Below are 24,779 nucleotides of genomic sequence, written 5' to 3'. Positions count from 1 at the left end.
CCAGCCGCCCCCGAGCACCCGTGAGCCGGGAGCGCGTCGCACGGCATCGAGGAGCACATGTCGAGATCCGTTCTGGGCGCCGAAGGTATGCGCAAGGCGAATCTGAGCCGTGTGCTGCAGCTCGTGCACCGCGAGGGACCGTGCTCGCGCGCACGTCTGACCGAGCTCACCGGGCTCAACAGGTCCACTGTCGCCGCGTTGATCGGAGAGCTGGCAGAGCTCGGCGCCGTCCGCGAGGCCGAGGCCGAGCCCGCCCGTCGTGTGGGCCGCCCGTCGCCGCTCGTCGTGCCAGGCGATCGGATGGTCGCCGTCGTCGTCAACCCCGAGATCGACGCGATCGAGCTCGGCCTCGCGGCGCTGGGCGGGCGTGTCCTCGTCCGCGAACGGATCCCCGTCGACCATCCTGAGCCTTCCGATGCGGTCGCCCATGTCGTCGAGACGATCGGCCGTTGGACCGGCGACGCCCTCCTCGACGGCAGGCACGTCGCGGGGATCGGCGTCGCCGTGCCCGGCCTCGTGCGCGCCGACGACGGCCTCGTCCGTCTCGCGCCACATCTGGGCTGGCGGGACGAGCCTTTCGGGCCGCTCCTCGCGGAGGCGAGCGGGCTCCCCGTCGCGGTCGCGAACGACGCCTCCCTCGGCGCGGTCGCGGAGCACCTTTTCGGTGCTGCGCGGGGGCACCGCGACGTCGTCTACCTCAACGGCGGCGCGAGCGGCATCGGCGGAGGGATCATCGTCAACGACGCCCTCGTCGGCGGGGCGGACGGGTTCGCCGGCGAGTGGGGGCAGAACCGGACCACTGCGCACCCGGCCTGGAGCGGCACGCTGGAGGACGCGGTGAGCCGTGCGCGGCTCCTCGCCGCCGGAGGCTTGGGCGCGGACGACGACGTGGCCAAGGCCTTCGCGGCTCCCTCTCCCGCCTTCACGGATGAAGTCGCCCGCCAGCGCGAGCTCCTGGCCTCGGCCCTGGCGAACGTGGCCAACGTCCTCAACCCGTCGGTGATCGTGCTCGGGGGCTTCCTTGCGGACCTCTTCGAGGACGACAGGGAGGGGCTCACCGCCGCCGTGTGCGAGCGGTCGCTCGCCGCGTCCCTCGGCACGCTGCGCATCAGCCCCGCGATGCTGGCCGCGGATCGCCTGCTGATCGGGGCGGCGGAGGCGGCCTTCGCCGGCGTGCTGGCGGACCCGGGGCGGCTCCCGCCCGAGGCGCGATAGCGGGGATCGCCGCCCCTCCGCGGAGGAGGGTCAGGAGCGCACGTGCTCGTCGGCGATCGAGAGCGCCTCGTCGATCGCGGACAGGCCCCGGACGAGGTCGTCCTCGGAGATCACGAGAGGAGGCGCGACATGCGTGCGATGGAAGTGGACGAACGGCCAGACCCCGGCGCGCTTGGCGGCCGCGGCGAACGCCGTCATGGGCGCGGCGGCGGCCCCCGACGCGTTGAAGGGCACGAGCGGCTCGCGCGTCTCCCGGTCCCGCACCAGCTCTATCGCCCAGAAGAGGCCTCGTCCGCGCACGTCGCCGACGCTCGGGTGCCGTTCCACCCACCCGCGCAGGGTCGGCTCGACCACACGCGTGCCGAGATCGCGCACGCGCTCCAGGATCCCGTCGCGTTCGAAGACCTCGAAGGTCGCGACGCCGGGAGCGCAGGCGAGCGGATGGCCCGAGTAGGTGAGCCCGCCGGGGAACGGCGTCCGGTCGAAGTGCGCGGCCACCGGATCGGAGATCACCACGCCGCCGAGCGGCACGTAGCCGGAGTTCACACCCTTCGCGAAGGTGATGAGATCGGGTCGCGCGCCGAAGGCGTCGATGCCGAACCACTCGCCGAGGCGCCCGAAACCCACCATCACCTCGTCGGCGATGTAGAGGATGCCGTGGCGGTCGCAGAGCTCCCGCACGCCCGCGAGATAGCCGGGAGGAGGGACGAGCACCCCGTTCGTGCCCACCACGGTCTCGATGATGACGGCGGCGATCGTCTCCGCTCCCTCGAGCAGGATCGTCTGCTCCAGGTGCTCGAGCGCCCGCTCCGCCTCCTGCTCCTCGGTCTCGGCATGGAAGGCGGAGCGGTACAGATAGGGGCCGAAGAAGTGCACGACGCCGGGATCGCCGGGATCGTTCGCCCAACGGCGAGGATCGCCGGTGAGCGAGATCGCGGTGGCGGTCGAGCCGTGGTAGCTCCGGTACATCGACAGCACCTTGCGTCGCCCCGTCGCCTGCCGGGCCATCCGCACGGCGTACTCGTTCGCCTCGGCGCCGCCGTTGGTGAAGAACACCTTCTCGAAGCCGTCGGGGGCGACCGAGGCGATCCGGCGGGCGAGCTCACCGCGCACGTCGTTGGCGACCGCCGGCTGCACGGTCGCCAGTCGCCCTGCCTGTCGTCGGATCGCGGCGACCAGGTCCGGGTGCTGGTGTCCGAGGTTGAGGTTCACGAGCTGGCTGGAGAAGTCGAGGTAGGCGTTGCCCTCGTAGTCCCAGAACGTTGCCCCCTCGCCCGTCGCCACCGGCATCGGGTCGATGAGCGCCTGCGCGCTCCAGGAGTGGAACACGTGGCCGCGGTCGTCCGCACGCACCTGCGCCTCCGCCTCCGGTGCCGGCAGCTCGCGCGTCACCCCGTGGCGGTCGGTGAATGTCGTCATTTCATTCTTCCTTTTCCTCGGTCGTCGATGCCGGACGGGCGGTCACCCGAGGGCGACGTAGACCTTCCGCAGCGTCTCGGCCACGGTCCACTCGGTGCGCATGCCCGCGGTCAGCCGCACGACGGACCCTGCCCCGATCTCGGCGTCCGCCGGGGAAGACCCTCCCGGCACCTCCAGAAAGCGGATCCACGCCCTGCCCGACAGCACGACGAAGACCTCGTCGACCTCGGTGTCGCGCGCGGTGCCCGCCGTCATCTCCCAGACTCCGACCTCCGCACCAGGCCCCTCGACGAGCGCCGCCGCCCCCGCACGCGGCGTTCCGGAGACGGTATCCGACGCGTCGAGCCGCTCCAGGACGATCGGAAGGGTCATGGCGTCGAGCGGGACGCCGGGACGCAGTACGGTCGTCACGAGTCGAACCCCATCCCGAGCGCGTCCAGGGTGCGCAGGAGCAGGCCTCGCCGTCCCTCGCTGTGATCGGCGCGATCGAGGGCGGCCCGAGTGAGGTTGATGCCGATCGAGGCCGCCGGCTCCGGCGGGAACGGGATCGGCCGCTCGCGGACCATGCGCAGCTGCGTGCGCTCGGTCTCCTGCCCGGCCAGACGGTCGAGCATCACATCGGCCGCGAAGCGCGAGGCGCCGACGCCGAGGCCGGTGAAGCCGGTGGCGTACGCGACTCTGCCGCGGCGCGCTGTGCCGTAGAACGCGCAGAAACGGCTGCAGGTGTCGATCGGGCCCGCCCAGCGATGCGTGAAGCGGAGGCCCTCCAGCTGCGGGAAGGTCGTGAAGAAGTGCGCGGCGAGCCGGCGATGGCTCTCCATGCGGTCCTCGTATCGAGGACGCACCCGTCCGCCGTAGTGGTAGACGGCGTCGTAGCCGCCGAAGAGGATCCGGTCGTCGGCGCTCAGCCGGTAGTAGTGGAACTGGTTCGCGCTGTCGCCGATGCCCTGGCGGTTGGCCCAGCCGATCGACGCGCGCTGCTCGGCGTCGAGCGGCTCGGTCATCAGCACGTAGTCGTAGACCGGCACGGTCATCAGGCGGTTGCGCCGCAGGAGGGAAGGGAAGACGTTCGTGCCGAGCACGATGCGGTCGGCGGTGACGCTCCCGTGCGAGGTCACGAGGGTGATCGCCGCCGAGCCGTCGCCCTCCACGCTCCGCACCAGCGAGCGCTCGAAGATCTCGACGCCGAGCTCGACGGCGACGCGGGCGAGCTCCAGCGCCAGCTTGGCCGGATGCAGCATCGCGCAGCCGGCCCGGTCCCAGACGCCGCCGAGATAGGTGTCCGAGCGCACCTCGGCCCGGATCGCGTCCCGGTCGAGGAATCCCTCCTCCTCGCGGTACCACTCGACCTGATGGGGCTCGACCGCGACGTTGAGCTCGCCGGTGCGCTCGAAGTCCGCGTCGATCCGGTAGCGGTCGACGGTCTCCTCGATCTCATCCAGGTTGCGCTGGCCGAGGGAGTCCAGGAGGCCGATCTCGTCCGGCCACCTGTTCAGCCCGTTCTCGCGACCGTGCGTGATGCTCGCCTCGCAGAAGCCGCCGTTTCGACCGGATGCGGCCCAGGCCACCTGCGACGCCTCCAGGAGGACGATCCGGAGTCCCGGGTCGCGTTCCTTTGCGCGGATGGCGCTCCACAGTCCGGTGTACCCGCCGCCGACGATCGCGAGGTCCGCTCGGAGCGCGCCGGAGAGCCGCGGATGCCGGGGTCGCTCGACGTCGTCGAGCCAGAACGTCCGGAAGGCCGTGCCGGCCAGCGCGTGGTCGACGACGCTCGTCCTCGGAGGGTGTCGTTCGAAGACGGTGGTTCCCATCGTGCTCCTTTGCCGAGATCGGTTCCCGCAGGCCGCGACGCGCCTGCCGCCGCATGTCCACGAGTGTGCCGATCCTGACATCCGAGACGGAGGCGGCACAACCGGCGCCGGCGGATCCGGAAGGTCAGGGGCACGCCTCTCGGGTGCGGATCAGTCCTCGAGAGGGCCGAGCCAGGCGCTCGCCGCGGTGGCGTGGGCGGACTCCGGGTCGGACGGGTGGAACAGCCCGGCGAGAACGTCGCGATAGAGCCGGGAGAGCTCGTTGCGGGTGAAGTAGGAGCCGCCGCCCGCGACGAGCATGGCTTCGTCGGCGACGTGCTTGGCCATCGTGACCGCACGGTGCTTGACCCCGGAGAGGAGAGTGAACCAGCGTGGCCCGTGGTCGCCGAGGTCGTCCACGTCGTGGGCGAGGGCAGAGATCTGGGGTGGCAAGGCGTCGTAGGCCAGGGCCATCTCCGCGATGCGCCACCGGATGTCGGGATCCTGAGCGTAGGTCTTTCCGCTCCTCTTGGACCGGCGGGTCTTCGCGGTCTCGACCGCGAGGTCGAGCGCCCGACGGCCGATGCCCGTGTAGACAGAGGCGAGGAGGAGCTCGAAGACCGAGAAGATGCCGAAGACGATGGGGTCTGGCGTCGGGCCGGGGTCGATGCGGCGGACGACATGCGCGGCATCGGCCACCGCGCCGTCCAGCCGTGTCGTCCGGCTCTGGGTGCCGCGCATGCCGAGCGTGTCCCAGTCGTCGCTCGTCGTGACGGCGTCCGTGCGCTCGACGAAGGCGAAGACGAGCTTCGGGGCGTCGGGGCTCGTGGTGTCCAGGCCGTGCAGGCCCAGGCGGGTCCAGACCGGGGCGAGGGAGGTGAAGATCTTCGTGCCGGTGAAGGCGTAGGAGCCGTCCTCCCGTGGCACGGCCTGGGTGTCGCTGTCGAAGAGCACGAGGTCGTTGCCGCCCTCGCTGATGCCGAAGGCGAAGACCTCGCCGGCAACGGCCCCGTCCTGCACGAACCCTAGCCCCGGTACTCCGCGATCGGAGAAGACCTTGGCGACACCGGTCCACACGAGGTGCATGTTGATCGCGAGCGCGGTGGCAGGGGCTGCCGCCGCGAGGCGTTGCTGCAGCACGGCCGCCTCGGCGAGCCCGAGACCGGCGCCGCCCCGATCCGAAGGAACGAGGATCGAGAGGTAGCCGGCGTCGCGGAGCTCGTCGAGATCCTGCTGCGGGAACGTGTTCTCCCGGTCGTGGATCGGCGCGCGTTCGCGGATCCGCTCGAGGAGGTCGTCGGGGAGATACACGGCGGGATCGAACACCATGCCCCGAGCCTAGTTCGCGTGGTCCTGCCCCGGTGAGCGCTGCCCTGCCCGGGTGCGAGAGGTCAGGCCCCGAGCGGAGGAAGGTCGTGCGGGATCGTGAGCACGCGCTCGGCGGACGCGTGGCCGGCGGCGAGCCGTGCGGCCAGGGGAGCGTCGTCGAGTGTGGCGGAGAGGAAGCCGGCCGCATAGGCGTCGCCCGCCCCCACCGGCTCCACGACGTCGACCACGGGCGCGGGCACGAACACCGGTTCCGCCCCGGTGACGAACGCCGTCGCGCCCACGTCGCCGTCCTTCACCACGAGCACACCGGCCCCGGGGATCCTGGCGCGGATCTCGGCCGGCGTCGCGGTTCCCCAGAGACGTTCGGCCTCGTCCCGTCCGACGAAGGCGATATCAGCGGCGTCGGCGAGCCGGGCGAGCACGGCGGCGGCCTCGTCGATGCCCCACAGCGCACGACGGTCGTTGACGTCGAACGAGACCAGCGCCCCCGCCTCCCTGGCATCCGCGTACAGGCGGTCCACCATCGCGGCGCAGTCGGGGGAGAGAGCCGGCGTGATGCCCGTCGTGTGCACGATCCGCACGCCCGCCAATCGCTCGGGCCCGAGGAAGCCCGCGCGCATGCGGGCGGCGGCCGATCCGCGCCGGTAGTAGTAGACCGACGACGACGCCGCGCCCGGGTCCTTGAACATCACACCCGTCGGCGCCTCGACGTCGCGCTCGACCCACAGGTCGATGCCGCGCGGGCGGAGCTCGTCGAGGATGCGCTCGGCGAACGGGTCGTCGCCCAGCCGTGACGCCCAGGCCACCCGATGGCCGGCGGCGGCGACCTGCGCGGCCACGTTCGACTCGGCACCGGCGATTCCGAGGGTCGCCGCGGAGGACGAGGCGAGCGGGCCGTCGGCCGGGGTCACCAGGATCATGCTCTCGCCGACGCACACGAGGGCGGGGGAGGCCGCGGAGACGGAGGAGGGGGAAGAGGCGGGGTTCGTCATGATGGCGGGAGGGATACCGGTTCTGTGTCGGGGATCGGGCTGGGGTCGCGGTGGCGGAGATCGGGGAAGGAACGGACGAAGAGGACGGCGACGAGGAGGCCGACCCCGGCGAAGAGGGTGGCGGCGAGATAGGCGCCCTGCGCGGTGCCGGTCTGGTCGATGAGGAACCCGGCGATCGCGGACCCGGCCGCCGCACCGATGAGCTGCCCGGTCCCCGCCCAGCCGAAGGCCTCGGCGGTCTCGCTGAACTTCACGCTCGCGGTGGTGATCGCGAACAGCACCGCGAGCGCGGGCGCGATGCCGAGCCCGGCGACGAACAGGGTCCCCCCGAGCCAGAAGACGTTGAGCGAGACCATCGTGAGCGCGAGTCCGACCGTGACGATCGCGAGCCGCCGCGCCATCGCCCACGGACCGATCGGCACCGTTCCGCTCGCGAGGCCGCCGACGAGACTGCCCACCGAGAACACGGCGAGCACGAGGCCGGCCTCGAGACCGCCGTGATCGAAGGTGGCGACGACGCCCACCTCGACCGCGGCGCAGGCGCCGATAAGGAGGAAGCCGATGACCGTCGCCAGCAGCACGGGCGGCTTCAGCACCACCGCGCCGAAGCCGCGACGGCTGCGCGGGATCCGCACCCGGCCGACCTCGGGGGAGAGGATGAACCAGCTGCCGCCGAGGACGAGGATCGCGGCGACGAGCAGCAGGCCGGTCACGGTGCCGAGCTGGGTGGAGACGAAGGTGATCGCCACGGGAGCGAGGATCCAGATGATCTCCTGCAGCGAGGCGTCCAGAGAGAAGAGCGGGGTCAGCTGCGAGGAGTTGACGAGCTTGGGGTAGATGGTGCGCACCGCGGCCTGCACGGGCGGGGTCGAGAGGCCGGCGACGAGCCCGAGCGCCATGTACCCCGCGATGTCGAGCGGGAGCAGTGCAAGGCCCAGGAAGGCGAGGACGCAGACGGAGAGGGTGAGCGAGAGCACCCGCCGCATGCCCCAGACGCCCATCCAACGGCTGGTGATCGGGCCGGCGACCGCCTGCCCCACCGAGGTCGCGGCGAGGGCCAGCCCCGCGGCGCCGTAGGAGCCGGTCATGTGCTCGACGTGGAGCAGGATCGCCAGGCTCGACATCCCGTTGGGGAAGCGCGCCGTCAGCTGAGCGGCGATCATGCGCGCGACGCCGGGCGTGCGCAGGAGTTCGCGATATCCGGATGCGGCCACCTGTCCACGTTACCGGTGCGCGAGCGCTCCGAGAGGCCCCGGAAGGGGGCGGAGCACGACACGCCGACGACACGCCGGAGGGCGATTTCCACACCCTGTGGGATGTCGGCGGCCCGGCGTAGCGTCCGGCCTGTGGATGGATTCTTCCCGCGCTTCATCGAACCGCGGGAATCCGCGCCTCGCGAGCTCGTTCCTCAGCCAGCGGGGTGTGGATGGATCGGTGGACAACCCTGTGGCGTCCCCGTGGAGAACGGTGGAAAACTACACGGATGTAACTACTACCCCTTGTGGTTGGCCCCGATGTCCATCCCCATATGTAGTATTGAAGTCCCGGCGGAGGTCTACCGGGGAAATCAGGATTCCGAGGGGAAGAAGGGGCTCAAGAATGTCGATCACGGTCTACACCAAGCCGGCCTGCGTGCAGTGCAACGCGACCTACCGCGCGCTCGACGCGAAGGGGATCGAGTACGAGATCCACGACCTGTCGGAGGACCCGGCCGCGCTGGAGCAGGTCAAGGCGCTGGGCTACATGCAGGCTCCGGTCGTCGTCACCGACGAGGACCACTGGTCGGGCTTCCGTCCCGACAAGATCGACGCGCTCGCCACCCGCCTCGCCTGACGCGGGACTCGGCGACGGCGGGACGGACGGATCGCGAGGAAGAGGGGGATGAGATGACTGCGTTGGCCACGTCGGCGCCGCTCCTGGTCTACTTCTCGAGCATCTCCGGCAACACGGCACGGTTCGTCGACAAGCTCGGCCTTCCGGCCCGGCGCATCCCGCTGTATCGCACGGATGAGCCTCTGGTCGTCCACGAGCCCTTCGTGCTCGTCACGCCGACCTATGGCGGCGGCCAGGGGCGCGGCGAGGAGAAGGGCGCCGTCCCCAAGCAGGTCGTCCGGTTCCTCAACGACGAGCGGAACCGGCGCCACATCCGCGGAGTCATCTCGGCGGGCAACACGAACTTCGGCGACGCCTTCTGCCTCGCCGGCGACATCATCAGCCGCAAGTGCCATGTGCCCCACTTGTACCGGCTCGAACTCTTCGGCACACAGGACGACGTCGATCGGGTGACCGACGGATTGGAACGATGGTGGGCATCACAGTTGAGCATGCAGAGCATGACGCAGTGACCGAGCAGGTCGCATTCAAGGTCAACCCGGCGTACGAGGGGCTCGACTACCACGCCCTCAACGCCATGCTGAACCTCTACGACGCGAACGGGAAGATCCAGTTCGACGCAGACAAGCGCGCCGCGCGGGAGTACTTCCTGCAGCACGTGAACCAGAACACCGTGTTCTTCCACTCGCTCAAGGAGCGCCTGGACTACCTCGTGGAGAAGGAGTACTACGAGGGTGCGGTCATCGACCAGTACTCGTTCGAGTTCGTCCAGAAGCTCAACGACCTCGCCTACTCGAAGAAGTTCCGCTTCGAGACCTTCCTCGGCGCCTTCAAGTACTACACGAGCTACACGCTGAAGACCTTCGACGGCAAGCGCTATCTGGAGCGCTTCGAGGACCGCGTGGTGATGACCGCCCTCGCGCTGGCCGAGGGCGACGAGAAGCTCGCGGTGAGCCTGGTGGAGGAGATCATCTCCGGTCGGTTCCAGCCGGCCACCCCGACCTTCCTCAACGCGGGCAAGGCGCAGCGCGGCGAGCTGGTCAGCTGCTTCCTGCTGCGCATCGAGGACAACATGGAGTCGATCGCGCGCGGCATCAACTCTGCGCTGCAGCTCTCCAAGCGCGGCGGCGGCGTGGCCCTGCTGCTCTCCAACATCCGTGAGTCCGGTGCTCCGATCAAGCAGATCGAGAACCAGTCCTCCGGCATCATCCCGGTCATGAAGCTCCTCGAGGACAGCTTCAGCTACGCCAACCAGCTGGGCGCGCGACAGGGCGCAGGCGCGGTGTACCTCTCGGCGCACCATCCCGACATCATGCGGTTCCTCGACACCAAGCGCGAGAACGCCGACGAGAAGATTCGGATCAAGACGCTGTCGCTCGGCGTCGTGGTCCCTGACATCACCTTCGAGCTCGCCAAGAACGACGAGGACATGTACCTCTTCTCGCCGTACGACGTCGAGCGTGTCTACGGCGTGCCCTTCGGCGACATCTCGGTGACCGAGAAGTACCGCGAGATGGTCGACGACCCGCGCATCAAGAAGACGAAGATCAACGCGCGCGAGTTCTTCCAGACCCTCGCCGAGATCCAGTTCGAGTCGGGCTACCCGTACATCATGTTCGAGGACACGGTGAACAAGGCCAACCCCATCAAGGGCCGGATCAACATGTCCAACCTCTGCAGCGAGATCCTGCAGGTGAACACGCCCACCTCCTACAACGAGGACCTCTCGTACAAGGAGATCGGCAAGGACATCTCGTGCAACCTGGGATCGATGAACATCGCCCTCGCGATGGACGCCGACGACCTCGGCCAGACGGTCGAGACCGCGATCCGCGCGCTCACCGCCGTGAGCACCCAGAGCCACATCGGATCCGTGCGCTCGATCGAGGACGGCAACGACCGTTCGCACGCGATCGGCCTCGGTCAGATGAACCTGCACGGCTACCTTGCCCGCGAGCGCGTCTTCTACGGCTCGGAAGAGGGCATCGACTTCACGAACATCTACTTCTACACCGTCCTCTACCACGCGCTGCGCGCCTCGAACGCCTTGGCGATCGAGCGTGGCCAGGCTTTCGACGGCTTCGAGGACTCCACCTACGCGTCGGGCACCTTCTTCGACAAGTACATCGAGCAGGCGTGGGCTCCGGCGACCGAGAAGGTCAAGGAGCTGTTCGCGGGCAAGCACATCCCCACGCAGCAGGATTGGGCACTGCTCAAGGAGTCCATCCAGAAGCACGGCATCTACAACCAGAACCTGCAGGCGGTCCCGCCGACCGGCTCGATCTCGTACATCAACAATTCGACGTCCTCGATCCACCCGATCGCGTCGAAGATCGAGATCCGCAAGGAGGGCAAGCTCGGTCGTGTGTACTACCCGGCGCCGTTCATGACGAACGACAACCTGGAGTACTACCAGGACGCGTACGAGATCGGCTACGAGAAGGTCATCGACACCTACGCCGCCGCGACCCAGCACGTCGACCAGGGGCTGTCGCTGACGCTGTTCTTCAAGGACACCGCTTCCACGCGCGACATCAACAAGGCTCAGATCTACGCCTGGCGCAAGGGCATCAAGACGATCTACTACATCCGGCTGCGCCAGCTGGCGCTCGAGGGCACCGACATGACCGAGTGCGTCTCGTGCATGCTCTGAGCCGCTGACCGGAATCCGTGAGAAGGAAGAAATGACCCCCGAGCAGATCAAGCGTGCGACGCAGGTGCAGGCGATCAACTGGAACCGCATCCAGGACGAGAAGGACCTCGAGGTCTGGAACCGTCTGGTGAACAACTTCTGGCTGCCCGAGAAGGTGCCGCTGTCGAACGACATCCAGTCGTGGAACACGCTCACCTCCGAGGAGCAGACCCTCACCATGCGCGTCTTCACGGGGCTGACGCTCCTGGACACGATCCAGGGCACCGTCGGCGCGGTCTCGCTCCTGCCGGACGCGCTCACCCCGCATGAGGAGGCGGTGTACACCAACATCGCGTTCATGGAGTCGGTGCACGCCAAGAGCTATTCGTCGATCTTCTCCACGCTGTGCTCGACGAAGGAGATCGACGAGGCGTTCCGTTGGTCGGTGGAGAACCAGAACCTGCAGAAGAAGGCGCAGATCGTCCTCCACGACTACCGCGGAGACGAGCCGCTCAAGCGCAAGATCGCCTCCACGCTGCTGGAGTCGTTCCTCTTCTACTCGGGCTTCTACCTGCCGATGCACTGGTCGAGCAGGGCGAAGCTCACCAACACGGCCGACCTCATCCGCCTCATCATCCGCGACGAGGCCGTGCACGGGTACTACATCGGCTACAAGTTCCAGAAGGGCCTGGAGAAGGTCGACCAGGCCACACGCGACGAGCTCAAGGACTACACGTTCTCGCTGCTCTACGAGCTCTACGACAACGAGGTGCAGTACACGCAGGACCTCTACGACGGCGTCGGCCTGACCGAGGACGTCAAGAAGTTCCTGCACTACAACGCCAACAAGGCGTTGATGAACCTCGGTTACGAGGCGATGTTCCCCTCCACGGTCACGAACGTGAACCCCGCGATCCTGTCCGCGCTCTCGCCGAACTCCGACGAGAATCACGACTTCTTCAGCGGCTCGGGCTCCTCCTACGTCATCGGCAAGGCCGTCGCGACCGAGGACGACGACTGGGACTTCTGAGAGAGGTCGCTCAGAGCAAAGTCACCTGACGAGTAAGGCCCCGCTGCGGTAAAGCCGGCTACCGGCAACGCGGCGGGGCCTTCTGTCTTTTCTCCGCATCTTCTCCACGAGGATGTCCGCTCGCGCCTTGACGGGAGCGCCGGCAGCCATACCAGGCTCCTCGTTGCCGTTGCCGTTGCCGTTGCCGTTGCCGTTGCCGTTGCCGTTGCCGTTGCCGTTGCCTAATATGAAATGGACTCTCCAGGCCGTCGGTACCGGCGTCGGTATCGGAGGCAGATTCATCCCCGAACCGCTCATCTCAAAGATCGTGGCGGCGTTTGGCTTCGCCTACGCCGGGCTCACGCCAGGCGGAATCTTCTTCAACTGGAGCCCCATCTTCACGCCGATGGCCCCCTTCGGCACGTTCTGGGGCAGGAGTGGCAGTAACCCGTTTGGAGCGCGAGTCATGTCAGTAAGTCACCGGATTTTCCTCGCCCTTTTCGGGCTGGCAGTCTCCGTGACGTCGATGGCGCTCGGCAACGAGTACACGTGGTTGAAAATCGTCCTCGTTGTGTTGTTCGTGGCGGCGGTGTTCATCCCCTCCCAGCCGAAGGAGCCGCCGAGGGAATAGATGGTCAGAACGAGACCCCCGCACCCTCCCCGGAGGGTGCGGGGGTCTCGCGTACCTCTGTCGCGGGTGGCGTCGTGGCGGTCGGGCGGCCCGTCTTCGTCCGCACCGAACCGGAATACACGCTGTCGCCGCGCGGGGCGGTGAGGATGCAGGGGTGAGTGCATGACCTGCACCGAAGGGCTGGTGCGCTGAGCAGGAAAAGGGCCCTTCCGGGTCAGGAAAGAGGCCGGGGATTCGAATGCGACGCTGTTCTCCAGAGCAATCCGACAGGGAGCGCCGGAACGGGCGGAGGAGGCCTAACATCACCGGAATGACCCTTTCGAAGACTCGTCTTCTGCCGCTTGCGGGAGCGGCACTGCTGCTGCTCGCCGGCTGTTCCTCACCTGCGCCGTCGACGGCGTCGGCAGGCTCTCCGAGCCCGTCGCCCTCACCCTCGTCCTACGCGGAGGGTGAGGACTGGAGCACGCGCTACCCGCTCTGCGCTGATCGTCCCGACTCCGTCGAGTCGCCGATCGACATCCGCCGGGACGCCCTTGTCGTTGACCCGAGTGCGACCATGGACGTCTCGTACAAGCCGACCGTCTTCGCCGTGGAGAACAACGGGCACACCATCGAGGCGGTCCCTGAGGACCTGACCGCGAACTCGGTCACTGTGGGTGGCGTGTCGTACGACCTGCAGCAGTTCCATTTCCATGCGAGCAGCGAGCATCTTGTCGACGGCGCAGGCTTCGACGCCGAGCTCCACCTCGTGCACAAGAGCAAGGACGGGAAGACACTGGTCCTCGGCGTGTTCCTGAACGCGGGCGCGAGCAATCAGGAGCTTGCAGAGCTGTTCTCGCGGATCCCCGTCGAGGTGTCGGAGACGCCGACGACGACCCTGTCGACGCCGATCGACCTTGCGCATGTGATCCCCACGGGAACCCCGCGGGTCCAGTACACCGGATCGCTGACAACGCCACCGTGCACGGAGGGCGTGCAGTGGGAGATCTTCCTGAACCCGGTGACGGTGTCCGCGAAGGAGCTCTCTGCGTTCACCGCCGTGTACCCGGAAAACCATCGGCCCGTCCAGCCCCTGCATGGACGTCAGCTCACCGAGGATCCCAACGGCTGACCGTTCACCTTGTCGCATGCGTGCCTCGTCCGAGGCCGCCGACAAACCGTCATGTCGTCGCGCCATCGGACGAGGCGGGCCGAGCCGAAGCGTGCAGCTCGCGCAGTAGCGCGAGCTGCAGCCGGTTGATCTCCATGAGCTCCTCGATCTCGTGCTTCGCCGCGAGGTTCGTCTCGTAGTCGTGCTGAGCCAGAGCGGCGGCGATCGCGTCCTGTCGCTTCGCGGCGATCAGCAGGATCGCGCCCTGGAGGCCGGCGAGCATGCTGAGGAACAGGTTGAGGAGGATGTAGGGGTAGGGGTCCCATGCGGCTTCGGTGAGGTTGATCACCGCCCAGGCCAGCATGAAGAGGACGAAGATCGCGATGAACATCCACGACCCCATGCCGTTGCGGAGGCGGTCGGCAGCCCGCTGTCCTCGGGTCAGCTGCTCCGCGTGCTCGGTGTGCCAGTTGGTGATCGGTCGGGTCATCGGGCAATCGTAGAGCGGGAGGGGCCGCGACGCCCCTCCCGCTCGGAGGGATCGCCCTGGCGGTCCTCACCCCTCACACGGGGTGGCGGCAAGCCTCCCGTCCTGCATGCGGGGCAGGGTGTGGTCGACGATGAGGGCGGAGCACTCTCTCTGGTACGGCGCGAGCGGTGGCAGAGCGAGCAGCGGCCTCAGCGAGAGCAGCGGCCGAGATCCGTCTCGGCGAGCGGGTATCCCTCCGGGACCACGTAGGTCGCCAGGAGCACGAGCGGCTCGTCGTCGAGGTTCTTGCCCTCGTGCGCGTATCCCGGGCCCTCTTCGATCGCGTCGCCGGCCCGATAGACGTGCACGCCGTCCGGGTAGACGGGGGCGTAGTGCGTCAGCGTGCCGCTCTTGACGAGGCCGACGATGCTGCCGTGGTGGCAGTGCATACCGGTGCTCCCGCCGGGCGGGATCGTGATCTCCCGGAAGGTCACGCTGACGGGGCCTTCGACCTCCAGCCCGACGGAGTCCTGACGGACGCCCACGCCCAGATCCTTCACCGCCATCGCCGGCGGCGAGGGAGTGAGCGCGGTGTCTGCGTCAGGACTTCTCACGACGGTCGTGCAGCTGGCAGCCGCGAGGGTGACGGGGAGGATCACGAGACCGAGCAGCCGAGATTTCATGGGGGTCGACGATACGCGCTCGGCCTCGTTCTCGATATGTCCGAACGGGGTCGGGGTGCCGAGCGCAGGGGACTCTGACACCCTGGCGATGTCGTCGGGGCGGGCGTCGGATGATAGCCCGACCGAAGACACGTCCTGCGGCCGGGCTCCCAGCAAGCCGGTGCAGGCTGGCGGGATGGCTCTGCTCCCGATGAAGCGGATCGTCGCTCCGATCATCGCCGCGGCGATGGCCTGGGGCGGGACCGCATGCGCACCGGTGTCCGCGATCCCGACGACCGGTACGTCCTCACCGATGCCCACGTCGTCCCCGGTGACGCCGCAGGATCGCTTCTCCGCGGCCGTCCGTGAACTGGAGCAGGCCTACGACGCGCGCGTCGGAGTCAGCGTGATCGATGGCAGCGGAGCGCAGGTGCTCGGGCATCGTGCGGATGAGCGACGTGGGTTCGCCTCGACGGTCAAGGCGCTCATCGCCGCCGTCATGCTCCGTACCCTCTCGGCGGAGGAGCGGGCTGAGCGGGTCCGCTGGACGCAGGAGGACATCGATCGCGCTGGCTACGCGCCGGTGACCAGCCAGCACATCGACGACGGCATGACGCTCGACGAACTCGCCGAGGCCACCGTGCGGACCAGCGACAACGCGGCCGCGAACCTCCTCCTCCGGCGGCTCGGCGGACCCGAGGCGGTTCGGTCGGCGTTCGCCGGCTTCGGCGACACGACGACCGCGCTCACGAAGGAGGAGCCGTATCTCAACGACCTGGTCCCGGGCTCTGACGACAACACGTCGACGCCGCGGGCGCTCGCGGGCGACCTGCGCTCGCTCGTCGCCGGCGACGCGCTGACCCCTGAGAGCCGTGCGACGCTCCAGCGATGGATGAGCGGCAATGCGACGGGCGACACGCTCATCCGTGCCGGTGCGCCTCGTGCCTGGAACGTCGCCGACAAGTCAGGAGGGGCGGGCGGGATGCGCAATGACATCGCGGTCGTGACTCCTCCGGGCGGCGATCCGGTCTTCGTCGCGATCCTGACCCAGCGCAACGATCCGACAGCGAGCTGGGACGACGCCCTCGTCGCGAGGACGGCCGACGCCGCACTCGGCCTGCTCGGCGAGGCCGGCGGCTGAGCGCGGGACGACGGGCTGCCTCTGTGTCTCGGCCATTCCCGCCGCGTGAGCCCGGAGATCTCCGAGCGCGGTCGTTCGCAGGGTGTCGGCGTCCCCGTGCAAGGCTGTGGAATCGTCGCCTCCGTCGCGGATCCGGTTGCGCGGCCGATCTCCGCGGGTCTTCCTCATAGTCCCCTGTCCGCGCTCGGATCCTGCCGGAAACGTCCCACGGTGCAGCACGGGTCCATAGTCTCCGATGGTGGGGATCGGGGTGGCTGTGCGGACGGCGAACGAGCGCGGGCTCCCCGGCATCCTGCAGGGGCGTGATCTCTTCCGCCCTCTGCTCCTCCTCATGGCCTGCATCCTCGCAGTCGGCTGGATGCAGGTCGGCAGCCTCCTGAACCAGCGGCAGCCCGATGCCGGCGTGTACTACTACGCCGCCGAGCTCGACGACGCCCTCTATCGCGGCACGGTGGAGAAGCCGTTCATGCCGAGCGGAGGACTGCCGTTCACCTACACGCCCTTCGCCGCCGCGCTGTTCCGACTGGTCGATGTGATCCCCTTCCCGGGCTTCACCGTGCTCTGGGCGTGCCTCAACATGATCGCGGTGGTGGCTGTCGTGCTGCTGGCAGGACGTTCATGGAGTCGCGCATGGCAGGCTTTCGCGGCTGTCGTCGCGTGCTGCTCCACGATCGCGGCGGCGCACGTGATGATGGGACAGCTGAACGCCCTTCTCCTCCTGCTCGTCGTCGTGGACCTGGCCCCGCGCGCTCGCGGAGGCGGAGGGGCCTTGCCGCGGGGGATTGGCATCGGCGTGGCGACCTCGATCAAGCTCACTCCTGCGATCGCGATCCTCTTCCTGCTGTGCGCCCGCCGCTATCGAGACGCCGCCGTCGCCGCGGCGACAGCGGCGGTCTGCTTCATCGTCGGAACGATCGCCTATCCGCGGTCGACGGCGGACTTCTTCCGTCAACTCCCTCGCCTCAGCGAACGCGTCGACGTCCTCGGCTACGCCTCGACCTTTCAGAACACCGGGATCTCCGGGGTCCTCGCGCAGCTCGGCATGCCGGTTCCGACCGTGCTCGTCGGCACCGTGGTCGTCGTCTGCGGTCTTCTCGTCGCTCTGCGGATCCGGCGGAACGGGGGCGCGCTCGTGGCGCTCTGGCTCTCGCTCGTCGCCTGTCTGGCAACGCCCGTCACTTGGATCCATCACTGGATCGCGCTCCCGATTGCCCTCGTGGCTGCGCTGCGCCAGGAACGACGGCGGTGGTGTCGCAGCGTCCTCGGTGTGCTGCTCGCGACGCAGTTGACGGGCTCGGTCTATGTGAACTCCGTCCTGCAGGGCGTCGGACCTCCGGCCCTGACCGCGCTCATCGCGCTGACTCCTGTGCTCGGCGCGATCACGGTCGGCATCGTCCTCTCTCGGGGCGCTCGTCGTCAGGACGAGGACATGAGCGCGAGGCTCGAGCGCTCCCCGGCGCGTGACCGCCTGCCCGCGACGGGCAGCCGCGCGTGCGTGCGGGGCAGGAACCCCGCACGCACCGCCGCTCAGGCTTGAGCGGCGTAGTCCGGCAGCTGCTGCAGCGTCCAGGAGTTGCCGTCGGGGTCGTCGAAGAACACGAACCGCCCCCAGCCCAGGTCTTCGACGCCGCGCGCATCGACGCCGAGCCTCCGGAGGTGGGCCAACGCCTCATCCGCGTCAGGGACGACGACCTGGATCGTGTTCTGGCGGCCGGGTTCGAGATCGATCTCGAGGCCGGTGCCGAAGGCGATCGAGCAGGCGGAGCCGGGCGGGGTCATCTGTACGAAGCGCAGGCCCTCGGTCGGCGTCTGATCGTGATCGGGATTGAAGCCGATCTTCGTGTAGAAATCCTTCGCGCGGTCGACGTCTGTGACCGGTACGAAGATGAGCTCGATCTTCCAGTCCATGGTGCACCCTCCTCGGCGCGGGAGAGCGTCTCCCGTCGGGGAGAGGCTACGCGGGGTCGCCGACATCCGACAGGGCGGAGGTGAGACGGGCGCGCATGACGGCCGCCTCGGCTCGGAGCGGGGGAGGGGAGAGCACGGAGAACGGCGCGCCGAAGCGAAGCACGAGCGAGAGGACACCCGACCAGGACCATGACCCGAGGACGACCCGGCAGCGCTGCTCCGTGAGCTCTTCGACCTCGGCCTCAGGAAGCCATCGGGCGGCCTCGGCGGCGGGGACGTCAAGGGCGACCTCGCCGACGCACGGCCATCGATCGATCTCGGCAGACCCCTTGAAACGCGCGCTCAGGTAGGCGCGTGCGTCTCTGCCGGGGATCGTGCGGGGGAGGAACGGAGGCCCGAAGGGGGGCCGCGGCGAGACCCGGTCGAGGCGGAAGATCCGCCAGCCCTCGCGGTCGAGATCCCAGGCGATCATGTACCACCGTCCCTCACGGGAGACGACGGCGTGCGGCTCGGCGCGCCGAGAGCGTGAGCGGGGCGGTGCGTCGTCCGGGGCGTGCCCCTCCTCGTCTCTCGCGCGGTCTGACCGGTAGCCGAACCGCAGAGTCATCCGGTTCCTCGTCGCGTCGCTGACGGCATCGAGGACGTCCGGCTCGACCCGCTCGGCGCGCGGGTCGCCGACGAACCGGATGGCATCCATCCGATGCCGCAGGTGCGGCGGCATCACCTGACGCACCGTCGCGAGCGCCCGCTCGGCGGCCTCGTCGATGCGCACCCCCGTCGCCGGCGCGCTCTGCAGGGCGACGGCGACGGCGATCGCCTGGTCGTCGTCGAACAGCAAGGGAGGGACGGCCTTCCCTGCGCCGAGGCGGTACCCGCCCTCAGGGCCTTTCGTCGTATCGACGTCGTATCCCATCGCCCTGAGCCGCTCGACGTCGCGGCGGACGGTCCGCACGCTCACGCCCAGCCGGTAGGCGAGGGCCGGTCCCGACCAGTCCCGCTGCACCTGGAAGAGGGAGAGGAGGGAGAGAAGCCGAGCGGATCCTTCGATCATGGGGACATTCTTCCTGCGGTAGCGGACAAGAACTGACCTCTTCATGGGAGAACGTGGGCTCACGGCCGAGGAACGGCCGCAATCGAACAGCAAGGAGACTCCCATGTCGATCACCCTCACCCCCCACCTCAACTTCACCGACGGCAGCGCCCGGGAGGCGCTCGCGTTCTATCGCGAGGTCTTCGGCGGAGAGGTCTCCGTCACCACCTATGCCCAGCTCGGAATGCCCGCAGAGCTTCCCGACGCCGACAGGGTCGTCTTCGGCCGCCTCGTCGGGGCCGAAGGGATTTCGATGATGGCCTACGACGTCCCCGGCGGCGCGACACCACCGGTCCGGGGCGAGACACGAAGGGAGAACGGGCTGACGCTGACCGACCAGCCGTTCTTCCTCTCGCTCGGTGCGGACACCCTCGACGAGGCGCGTCGTCGCTGGGAGCTCCTGCTCCCTGGAGCGACGGTGATCGAAGACCTCGCCGCCTCGGCCTGGTCCGCCGGCTTCGGCATGCTTCAGGACCGGTTCGGCGTCACCTGGGTCCTGAGCGTCGCCGGGTGAGGAACCGGCACGGCGCAGGGAGACCGTAGCCACACGGTCACCTGCGCCGGACGGATGCGCCTCTGCCGGCCCGATCTGTGCGACCGGGCCGGCAGAGGCGCGACGGCAGCCGATGCATGGCCGGGGCCGGCCGGCTCAGTCGTCGTCGCGCAGCGCCTCCGTGGCCTGTCGCGCGGCGATCACCGGGAATGTGCCGGTGTATCCCTCTCGGGCCTGGGCTGCGGCGAGGATGCGTCTGCGCACGGCGAACCAGCCGACGATGAGCGCGGGGATGAGGAGGACGAGGGAGGCGAGCACCCACCGCCCAGTCTCGGAGAACCCCATCGTGACGAGCACGAAGACGAGGAAGGCAAGGGTGAGGTAGCCGGTGTAGGGAGCGCCGAACATGCGGAAGGAAGGCCGTTCGAGCACGCCCTTCTTCGCGAGCGAGTGGAGCTTCAGCTGGCAGAGGATGATCGTCGCCCATCCGCCGATGATGCCGATCGCCGACACCTCCAGCACGATCTCGAACGCCTGCGAGGGCCAGAGCGCGTTCACTCCCACGCCGACGAGCGTGATGACGGCGGTGAGCAGGATCCCGCCGTAGGGGACGCCGTTGCGGCTCATGGCGGCGGTGAAGCGGGGGGCCGAGCCGTTGACGGACATGGAGCGCAGGATTCGGCCGGTCGAGTAGAGGCCGGCGTTGAGGCTGGACAGCGCCGCGGTCAGCACGACGAAGTTCATCACCGAGCCGGCGATCACCCCGGTCTCGGGAGAGCCGATGTGCGAGAAGAACGTGACGAAGGGGGACTCGCCCGCCTTGTAGGTGCTGAAGGGGAGCAGGAGGGAGAGCAGCAGGATGGAGCCGACGTAGAAGATCGCGATCCGGATGACGACGGTGTTGATCGCGCGCGGCATGACCTTCTCGGGGTTCGCGGTCTCGCCTGCCGCGGTTCCGACGAGCTCGATCGACGCGTAGGCGAAGACCACGCCCGAGATGGCGAGCAGCGGTGCGACCATGCCCGTGGGGAAGAGCCCGCCGTTGTCCGAGATCACCGAGAAGCCGGTGGCGCCGGCCTCGGTGGCTCCTCCGAAGATGAGGAAGCAGGTGCCGATGATGAGGAAGGCCACGAGAGCGGCCACCTTGATCATCGCGAACCAGAACTCCATCTCGCCGAAGAGCTTGACGCTGACGAGATTGAGGGAGAGCACGACCACGAGGGCGACGAGGGCGATCACCCACTGCGGCACCGCCTGGAGCGGCTCCCAGTACTGGGCCCAGAACTTGACGTAGAGCGCGGCGGCGGTGACGTCGACGATCGAGGTCATGGCCCAGTTGAGGAAGTACAGCCACCCGCTGGTGAAGGCGAGCTTCTCGCCGTAGAACTCCCTGGCGTAGGACACGAACGAGCCCGAGGAGGGCCGGTGCAGCACCAGCTCGCCGAGAGCGCGCAGGATCAGGAAGGCGAAGAAGCCGCACAGGGCGTAGATGAGGATGAGCGCGGGGCCGCTGGAGGCGAGGCGCCCGCCCGCTCCCATGAACAGCCCCGTCCCGATCGCCCCGCCGATCGCGATCATCTGGATCTGTCGCGGGCGGAGCGTCTTGTGATACCCCGCCTCCTCGTTGGAGAAGTCCTCCGCCGCCATGAGACGGTCGCCGGTGAGCTCACGCTGGTTCTCCAGCGCGTCTGCCGGGTCTCCGCCGACGCGGATATGGGGATCGTTCATGGCATGGCCTTTCGAGAAAAGGGCGACGCCGTTGCTCCGAAGGCCCCCCGCGTCGCCCGTTGACACGTCCTCCGTGTGGATCGATCATGAGGCCTCGGCGACCGCATCGGTGTTTCTGCGTCGGCGTGTGGCGAGGACGGGCACGTTTTCTCCCTTCGCCGGGCACGGTCCTCCCCGCCCCTCGGGGCTGGAGCACGGCAGAATGGGACCGTGACGCGCAGCGCGACACGAGAGGAGCCGGGCATGAAGAGGATCGCCTTCGGGAAGGGCACGGCGCCGGCGGTGGTCGCGGGCATGATGCGGATCGTCGATCGGTCCGACGCCGAGATCAGGGACCTCTACGCGACGGCGCGCAAGTCGGGGATCGACTTCTTCGACCACGCCGACATCTATGGCGGCCGGATGCACGGCTGCGAGGAGCGGTTCGCGTCGGCGCTCCGGCTCTCGCCCGCCGAGCGCGACGAGATCACGCTGCAGACCAAGTGCGGCATCGTCCCTGACCGGGGCGTCTTCGACTTCTCCGCCGCACATATCCAGCGTCAGGTCGAGGGATCGCTCAAGGCGTTGGGCACGGATCGGATCGACGTCCTGCTCCTGCACCGCCCCGACGCGCTGGTGGAGCCCGGGGAGGTGGCGCAGGCCTTCGACGCCCTCGAGGCGGCGGGCAAGGTGCGCTCCTTCGGGGTCTCCAACCACACGCCCCGGCAGATCGACCTGTTGCGCACCGCGGTGCGGCAGCCGATCGTCGCCAACCAGGTGCAGCTCTCGCTCGTCCACGCCCCGGTCATCGCTCAGCCGGTGGCGGCGAACATGGCTGGTCTCGCCCAGAGCACCGTGGTCGACGGCGGAGGGCTGATCGAGTACTGCCGCATCGAGGGGATCGCCGTCCAGGCATGGTCGCCGTATCAGTCCGGCACGGCGGCGGGGCCGTTCCTGGGCAACCCGGCGTTCGCCGAGCTCAACGCGGCGATCGACCGGATCGCCGACGCGCACGGCGTCACGCCGACCGGGATCGCCACGGCATGGATCGCCCGGCATCCCGCCGGCATCCAGACCGTCCTCGGCTCGACCACGCCGCAGCGCGTGCGCGACGCCGCCGCGGGGGCCGACGTCGCGCTCAGCCGCGACGAGTGGTACACGCTGTTCCGCGCGGCCGGACATCACCTTCCCTAGCCGCAGCGCCCGTCGCCTCGCTTCTCCGCCGTGCGCGTCCGCCGGTCGCGAAACGGGCCCCGCCCGGTGCCGTTCGGCGGCAGATTCCGCGACCTAACCGTGTGCGGGAGGGCTCATCTAGGCTGTCTGCATGCCCATCCTGTTCTCGGTGCTGCTCCTGGCGTTGACGATCGGCGCGCTGATCGACATCATCACGCGTCCCGACGACCAGGTGAAGCACCTTCCCAAGGTGTTCTGGATCATCCTGGTGATCCTCGTCCCGCTCGCCGGGAGCATCATCTGGTTCCTCGTCGGTCGCGACTATGGCGACCGGGGGGTGCGGATCCCGCGAATGCAGCGCGGTGCGGCGGCCTCGGCGGCTCCCGCGCCGCCTGCGCCGCCGGTCGACACCAGGACGACCGAGCAGCAGATCGCCGACCTCGACAGGGAGATCGAGGAGTGGCGGCTGCGTGCCGAGATCGAGAAGCGCAAGCGCGAGCAGGAGGAAGGCGACACCGCGCCGTAGTCTCTTCGCGCGGGCTCGTCCGAGAGCGCCAGCCTCCCCGCGCGGTCGGCGCGGAAGGATCAGCGCACTCGCGACCGGGTCTCTGGCGCCCGGAGCGCATCGCGGACGGCCTCGTCGAGCTCGGGATGCCGGAAGACGTAGCCGGCGGCGATCAGCCTCTCCGGCAGCACCCAGCGGCTCTTGAGGATCAGCTCGGTCTCGGTCCTGATCCCGATCGCGCCGAGCTCCAGCATCCACCGCGGCAGGGGGACGCCGATCCGTGCGCCCAGCGCCCGCCGGATCGTCGCCATGAACCCGGCGTTGTCGCTCGGGCGGGGCGCGGTGGCGTTCACCGGACCCTGGAGCTCGGGAGCGCGCTCGAGGAAATCGATGATCCCGACGACGTCGTCGAGGTGTATCCAGCTGAACCGTTGCCGCCCGCCGCGGGCTCCGAGGACATGCCCCGTCCCCGCCTCGCGTCGCCGTGGGGAGACCGGCCAACGGCCGTCGAGCTGCGTGCCGCCCAGCCCGACGCGGGCGAGCGTGCGCAGCGGCCCCATCACTCCGCCGTCGCCGAGCACGATCGCTGTCCGCAGGGCGACCCGGCGGGTGCCGGGGAGGGGGTCGGCGAAGAGCGCTCGTTCCCAGGCCTTCGCGACCTCGACCGAGAAGCCCGTGCCGAGCTCTCCGGCGGACTCGGTCTGCGGTCGGTCCTCGGCATGCCGGTAGATGGTCGCGGTGGACGAGTTCACCCAGAGCGGCGGCGGTGCGTCGGCACGCGCGATCGCTCCGCTCAGCGCCGCCGTCGTCGTGAGCCGGGAGCGGAAGATCTCGGCTCGGTTCTCCGGCGTGTACCGGCAGTTGACGCTCTTCCCGGCCAGGCCTACGACCAGGGCCGCGCCGTCGACCGCGGCGTCGATCCCGTCCTGGTCGTCCCAGCGAAGGTCGGCCCCGGTCCGCGAGATCGTGATGACCTCGCGCCCTGCCCGCCGATGCTCCTCCTGCAGGCGGCGCCCGATGAACCCGGTCGAGCCGCCGATGACGACCCTTCCGCCGACGCCCGCGTCTGCGGTCATGCCGCCTCCTCGATCCGGTAGGTGAAGGTCCCGGAGTACTCGTAGATCCGGCCGAGCACCGGGACGTCGATCGTGAGCTCCACGCGCTGCCTGACCGCGGCGGCGTCGTAGCTCTCGGTGAGCCGGATGCGGGGCGCGAGCGGCCGCGGCAGGCGCAGCCGCAGGCGTCCCCAGCGGATCCCGACCGCGACGCTGCGCAGGGTCAGCGCCCCGTGGACCACGTCCACGTCGAACAGGGCCGCCACGGTCTCAGGGGCCCCCAACCGGTCGACCACCCGTCCGGGAGCCCGCAAGGAGACGGCGTCGCGCATCGTCCAGGTTCCGGTGGGAAGGCGGAAGTCTCGTTCGGCGACCACCCGTCCGGCGACCCCGCGATTGCGGACGGTGAACGGCACGTCCTGCGCCCACCCGCCGAAGGCGACCCCGCGACGCTCGAACAGGCGCAGGAGAGGGCGGAGGGCACGCCGCGGCGTCCCGGCGTGGGAGAACACGCCCTCGCCGACGCCGACGGCGTCGGGCGGGAGAGCGCCGAAATAGGCGCGAAGCTCCGGATGGAGCGCCTCCGCGCGCTCACCGAGCGCGCGGAGGTACGGGGACGATGCGGAGGGATCCATT

Annotated in this window: 25 protein-coding genes; 12 read left to right on the top strand and 13 right to left on the bottom strand. The window is 69.1% G+C overall.

The window, feature by feature from the left end; genetic code table 11:
• The first annotated feature begins 57 nt into the window (after nt 1-57).
• The gene (locus tag ACP15J_RS04955; RefSeq protein WP_424937468.1) at nt 58-1,215 is read left to right on the top strand and encodes an ROK family transcriptional regulator; all 1,158 of its coding nucleotides are present in this window, start codon (nt 58-60) and stop codon (nt 1,213-1,215) included.
• Nucleotides 1,216-1,245: 30 nt separating this feature from the next.
• On the opposite strand, the gene ACP15J_RS04950 is transcribed toward ACP15J_RS04955, so the two are convergent.
• From ACP15J_RS04950 to ACP15J_RS04925, 6 genes are all read right to left on the bottom strand, one after another.
• Nucleotides 1,246-2,634: an aspartate aminotransferase family protein gene (locus ACP15J_RS04950; protein WP_424937469.1), complete on the bottom strand. Its 1,389-nt coding sequence runs from the start codon at nt 2,632-2,634 to the stop codon at nt 1,246-1,248.
• Nucleotides 2,635-2,676: 42 nt separating this feature from the next.
• A complete protein-coding gene (locus ACP15J_RS04945; RefSeq protein ID WP_424937470.1) occupies nt 2,677-3,045 on the bottom strand; it encodes a cupin domain-containing protein in 369 nt (122 codons plus the stop codon).
• A complete protein-coding gene (locus ACP15J_RS04940) occupies nt 3,042-4,445 on the bottom strand; it encodes an NAD(P)/FAD-dependent oxidoreductase (protein WP_424937471.1) in 1,404 nt (467 codons plus the stop codon). Before ACP15J_RS04940 ends, ACP15J_RS04945 begins: the two co-directional genes overlap by 4 nt.
• Before the next feature lie 150 nt (nt 4,446-4,595).
• The gene (locus ACP15J_RS04935) at nt 4,596-5,753 is read right to left on the bottom strand and encodes an acyl-CoA dehydrogenase family protein (RefSeq protein ID WP_424937472.1); all 1,158 of its coding nucleotides are present in this window, start codon (nt 5,751-5,753) and stop codon (nt 4,596-4,598) included.
• 62 nt (nt 5,754-5,815) lie between these two features.
• On the bottom strand, nt 5,816-6,745 hold the full coding sequence (locus ACP15J_RS04930; protein ID WP_424937473.1) for a sugar kinase: 930 nt from the start codon (nt 6,743-6,745) through the stop codon (nt 5,816-5,818).
• Nucleotides 6,742-7,908 (bottom strand): MFS transporter, encoded by a 1,167-nt coding sequence (locus tag ACP15J_RS04925; RefSeq protein ID WP_424980889.1) that lies wholly within the window; start codon nt 7,906-7,908, stop codon nt 6,742-6,744. The genes ACP15J_RS04930 and ACP15J_RS04925 overlap by 4 nt, the downstream gene beginning before the upstream one ends.
• A 436-nt stretch (nt 7,909-8,344) precedes the next feature.
• On the opposite strand from ACP15J_RS04925, the gene nrdH reads away from it, so the two are divergent.
• The 6 genes from nrdH (at nt 8,345) to ACP15J_RS04895 (ending at nt 13,961) form a co-directional block, all read left to right on the top strand.
• Nucleotides 8,345-8,578, top strand: coding sequence for a glutaredoxin-like protein NrdH (gene nrdH, locus ACP15J_RS04920; protein WP_197220694.1), 234 nt, complete (start codon nt 8,345-8,347; stop codon nt 8,576-8,578).
• Nucleotides 8,579-8,631: 53 nt separating this feature from the next.
• Nucleotides 8,632-9,090: a class Ib ribonucleoside-diphosphate reductase assembly flavoprotein NrdI gene (gene nrdI / locus ACP15J_RS04915; RefSeq protein WP_424937475.1), complete on the top strand. Its 459-nt coding sequence runs from the start codon at nt 8,632-8,634 to the stop codon at nt 9,088-9,090.
• Nucleotides 9,087-11,231: a class 1b ribonucleoside-diphosphate reductase subunit alpha gene (gene nrdE, locus ACP15J_RS04910; protein WP_424980846.1), complete on the top strand. Its 2,145-nt coding sequence runs from the start codon at nt 9,087-9,089 to the stop codon at nt 11,229-11,231. The genes nrdI and nrdE overlap by 4 nt, the downstream gene beginning before the upstream one ends.
• Before the next feature lie 31 nt (nt 11,232-11,262).
• Nucleotides 11,263-12,240 (top strand): class 1b ribonucleoside-diphosphate reductase subunit beta, encoded by a 978-nt coding sequence (nrdF, locus tag ACP15J_RS04905; protein ID WP_197220697.1) that lies wholly within the window; start codon nt 11,263-11,265, stop codon nt 12,238-12,240.
• A 226-nt stretch (nt 12,241-12,466) separates the two neighbouring features.
• The gene (locus ACP15J_RS04900) at nt 12,467-12,850 is read left to right on the top strand and encodes a hypothetical protein (protein WP_424937476.1); all 384 of its coding nucleotides are present in this window, start codon (nt 12,467-12,469) and stop codon (nt 12,848-12,850) included.
• A 310-nt stretch (nt 12,851-13,160) separates the two neighbouring features.
• On the top strand, nt 13,161-13,961 hold the full coding sequence (locus tag ACP15J_RS04895; RefSeq protein WP_424937477.1) for a carbonic anhydrase: 801 nt from the start codon (nt 13,161-13,163) through the stop codon (nt 13,959-13,961).
• A gap of 49 nt (nt 13,962-14,010) precedes the next feature.
• Here ACP15J_RS04895 and ACP15J_RS04890 read toward each other — a convergent pair whose 3' ends face one another.
• A complete protein-coding gene (locus ACP15J_RS04890) occupies nt 14,011-14,430 on the bottom strand; it encodes a DUF1003 domain-containing protein (protein WP_424937478.1) in 420 nt (139 codons plus the stop codon).
• Nucleotides 14,431-14,618: 188 nt separating this feature from the next.
• On the bottom strand, nt 14,619-15,092 hold the full coding sequence (locus ACP15J_RS04885) for a cupin domain-containing protein (protein WP_424937479.1): 474 nt from the start codon (nt 15,090-15,092) through the stop codon (nt 14,619-14,621).
• A 175-nt stretch (nt 15,093-15,267) separates the two neighbouring features.
• Between ACP15J_RS04885 and bla the strand changes: the two genes are divergently transcribed.
• Entirely contained in the window at nt 15,268-16,212 is a 945-nt protein-coding gene (gene bla, locus ACP15J_RS04880) for a class A beta-lactamase (RefSeq protein ID WP_424937480.1), read from the top strand.
• A gap of 238 nt (nt 16,213-16,450) precedes the next feature.
• Nucleotides 16,451-17,749: a glycosyltransferase family 87 protein gene (locus ACP15J_RS04875; RefSeq protein WP_424937481.1), complete on the top strand. Its 1,299-nt coding sequence runs from the start codon at nt 16,451-16,453 to the stop codon at nt 17,747-17,749.
• Here the strand turns inward: ACP15J_RS04875 and ACP15J_RS04870 are convergent.
• Nucleotides 17,740-18,120: a VOC family protein gene (locus ACP15J_RS04870; RefSeq protein ID WP_424937482.1), complete on the bottom strand. Its 381-nt coding sequence runs from the start codon at nt 18,118-18,120 to the stop codon at nt 17,740-17,742. The two genes, ACP15J_RS04875 and ACP15J_RS04870, sit on opposite strands and share 10 nt — an antisense overlap.
• 46 nt (nt 18,121-18,166) lie before the next feature.
• Nucleotides 18,167-19,171, bottom strand: coding sequence for a helix-turn-helix transcriptional regulator (locus ACP15J_RS04865; protein WP_424937483.1), 1,005 nt, complete (start codon nt 19,169-19,171; stop codon nt 18,167-18,169).
• 103 nt (nt 19,172-19,274) lie between these two features.
• Here ACP15J_RS04865 and ACP15J_RS04860 point away from each other — a divergent pair, with 103 nt between their 5' ends.
• Complete coding sequence (locus ACP15J_RS04860; protein WP_424937484.1) at nt 19,275-19,724, top strand: VOC family protein; 450 nt, start codon at nt 19,275-19,277, stop codon at nt 19,722-19,724.
• Between the two features lie 135 nt (nt 19,725-19,859).
• On the opposite strand, the gene ACP15J_RS04855 is transcribed toward ACP15J_RS04860, so the two are convergent.
• Nucleotides 19,860-21,350, bottom strand: coding sequence for an amino acid permease (locus ACP15J_RS04855; protein ID WP_424980888.1), 1,491 nt, complete (start codon nt 21,348-21,350; stop codon nt 19,860-19,862).
• Between the two features lie 324 nt (nt 21,351-21,674).
• Between ACP15J_RS04855 and ACP15J_RS04850 the strand changes: the two genes are divergently transcribed.
• Together ACP15J_RS04850 and ACP15J_RS04845 are read left to right on the top strand one after the other, a co-directional pair.
• Entirely contained in the window at nt 21,675-22,604 is a 930-nt protein-coding gene (locus tag ACP15J_RS04850) for an aldo/keto reductase (protein ID WP_424937486.1), read from the top strand.
• 130 nt (nt 22,605-22,734) lie between these two features.
• The gene (locus tag ACP15J_RS04845; protein ID WP_424937487.1) at nt 22,735-23,109 is read left to right on the top strand and encodes a PLD nuclease N-terminal domain-containing protein; all 375 of its coding nucleotides are present in this window, start codon (nt 22,735-22,737) and stop codon (nt 23,107-23,109) included.
• Between the two features lie 59 nt (nt 23,110-23,168).
• Here the strand turns inward: ACP15J_RS04845 and ACP15J_RS04840 are convergent, their stop codons facing one another.
• Together ACP15J_RS04840 and ACP15J_RS04835 are read right to left on the bottom strand one after the other, a co-directional pair.
• Nucleotides 23,169-24,164 (bottom strand): epimerase, encoded by a 996-nt coding sequence (locus ACP15J_RS04840; protein WP_424937488.1) that lies wholly within the window; start codon nt 24,162-24,164, stop codon nt 23,169-23,171.
• Nucleotides 24,161-24,778, bottom strand: a complete 618-nt coding sequence (locus tag ACP15J_RS04835; RefSeq protein WP_424937489.1) for a DUF4166 domain-containing protein — start codon at nt 24,776-24,778, stop codon at nt 24,161-24,163. The genes ACP15J_RS04840 and ACP15J_RS04835 overlap by 4 nt, the downstream gene beginning before the upstream one ends.
• Between the last annotated feature and the right edge of the window lies 1 nt (nt 24,779).

The sequence above is a fragment of the Microbacterium sp. S308A+ genome, assembly GCF_049800815.1.
Taxonomy (GTDB): domain Bacteria; phylum Actinomycetota; class Actinomycetes; order Actinomycetales; family Microbacteriaceae; genus Microbacterium.
This window is presented reverse-complemented; position numbering and strand designations above follow the sequence as displayed.

Bases quoted from the DNA above. Each gene is read 5' to 3' on its own strand.
- ACP15J_RS04955 (WP_424937468.1), top strand. From the start codon at position 58: ATGTCGAGATCCGTTCTGGGCGCCGAAGGTATGCGCAAGGCGAATCTG.
- ACP15J_RS04950 (WP_424937469.1), bottom strand. From the start codon at position 2,634: ATGACGACATTCACCGACCGCCACGGGGTGACGCGCGAGCTGCCGGCA.
- ACP15J_RS04940 (WP_424937471.1), bottom strand. From the start codon at position 4,445: ATGGGAACCACCGTCTTCGAACGACACCCTCCGAGGACGAGCGTCGTC.
- ACP15J_RS04935 (WP_424937472.1), bottom strand. From the start codon at position 5,753: ATGGTGTTCGATCCCGCCGTGTATCTCCCCGACGACCTCCTCGAGCGG.
- ACP15J_RS04930 (WP_424937473.1), bottom strand. From the start codon at position 6,745: ATGACGAACCCCGCCTCTTCCCCCTCCTCCGTCTCCGCGGCCTCCCCC.
- ACP15J_RS04925 (WP_424980889.1), bottom strand. From the start codon at position 7,908: ATGATCGCCGCTCAGCTGACGGCGCGCTTCCCCAACGGGATGTCGAGC.
- nrdH (WP_197220694.1), top strand. From the start codon at position 8,345: ATGTCGATCACGGTCTACACCAAGCCGGCCTGCGTGCAGTGCAACGCG.
- nrdI (WP_424937475.1), top strand. From the start codon at position 8,632: ATGACTGCGTTGGCCACGTCGGCGCCGCTCCTGGTCTACTTCTCGAGC.
- nrdF (WP_197220697.1), top strand. From the start codon at position 11,263: ATGACCCCCGAGCAGATCAAGCGTGCGACGCAGGTGCAGGCGATCAAC.
- ACP15J_RS04900 (WP_424937476.1), top strand. From the start codon at position 12,467: ATGAAATGGACTCTCCAGGCCGTCGGTACCGGCGTCGGTATCGGAGGC.
- ACP15J_RS04895 (WP_424937477.1), top strand. From the start codon at position 13,161: ATGACCCTTTCGAAGACTCGTCTTCTGCCGCTTGCGGGAGCGGCACTG.
- ACP15J_RS04890 (WP_424937478.1), bottom strand. From the start codon at position 14,430: ATGACCCGACCGATCACCAACTGGCACACCGAGCACGCGGAGCAGCTG.
- ACP15J_RS04885 (WP_424937479.1), bottom strand. From the start codon at position 15,092: ATGAAATCTCGGCTGCTCGGTCTCGTGATCCTCCCCGTCACCCTCGCG.
- bla (WP_424937480.1), top strand. From the start codon at position 15,268: ATGGCTCTGCTCCCGATGAAGCGGATCGTCGCTCCGATCATCGCCGCG.
- ACP15J_RS04870 (WP_424937482.1), bottom strand. From the start codon at position 18,120: ATGGACTGGAAGATCGAGCTCATCTTCGTACCGGTCACAGACGTCGAC.
- ACP15J_RS04865 (WP_424937483.1), bottom strand. From the start codon at position 19,171: ATGATCGAAGGATCCGCTCGGCTTCTCTCCCTCCTCTCCCTCTTCCAG.
- ACP15J_RS04860 (WP_424937484.1), top strand. From the start codon at position 19,275: ATGTCGATCACCCTCACCCCCCACCTCAACTTCACCGACGGCAGCGCC.
- ACP15J_RS04855 (WP_424980888.1), bottom strand. From the start codon at position 21,350: ATGGCGGCGGAGGACTTCTCCAACGAGGAGGCGGGGTATCACAAGACG.
- ACP15J_RS04850 (WP_424937486.1), top strand. From the start codon at position 21,675: ATGAAGAGGATCGCCTTCGGGAAGGGCACGGCGCCGGCGGTGGTCGCG.
- ACP15J_RS04845 (WP_424937487.1), top strand. From the start codon at position 22,735: ATGCCCATCCTGTTCTCGGTGCTGCTCCTGGCGTTGACGATCGGCGCG.
- ACP15J_RS04840 (WP_424937488.1), bottom strand. From the start codon at position 24,164: ATGACCGCAGACGCGGGCGTCGGCGGAAGGGTCGTCATCGGCGGCTCG.
- ACP15J_RS04835 (WP_424937489.1), bottom strand. From the start codon at position 24,778: ATGGATCCCTCCGCATCGTCCCCGTACCTCCGCGCGCTCGGTGAGCGC.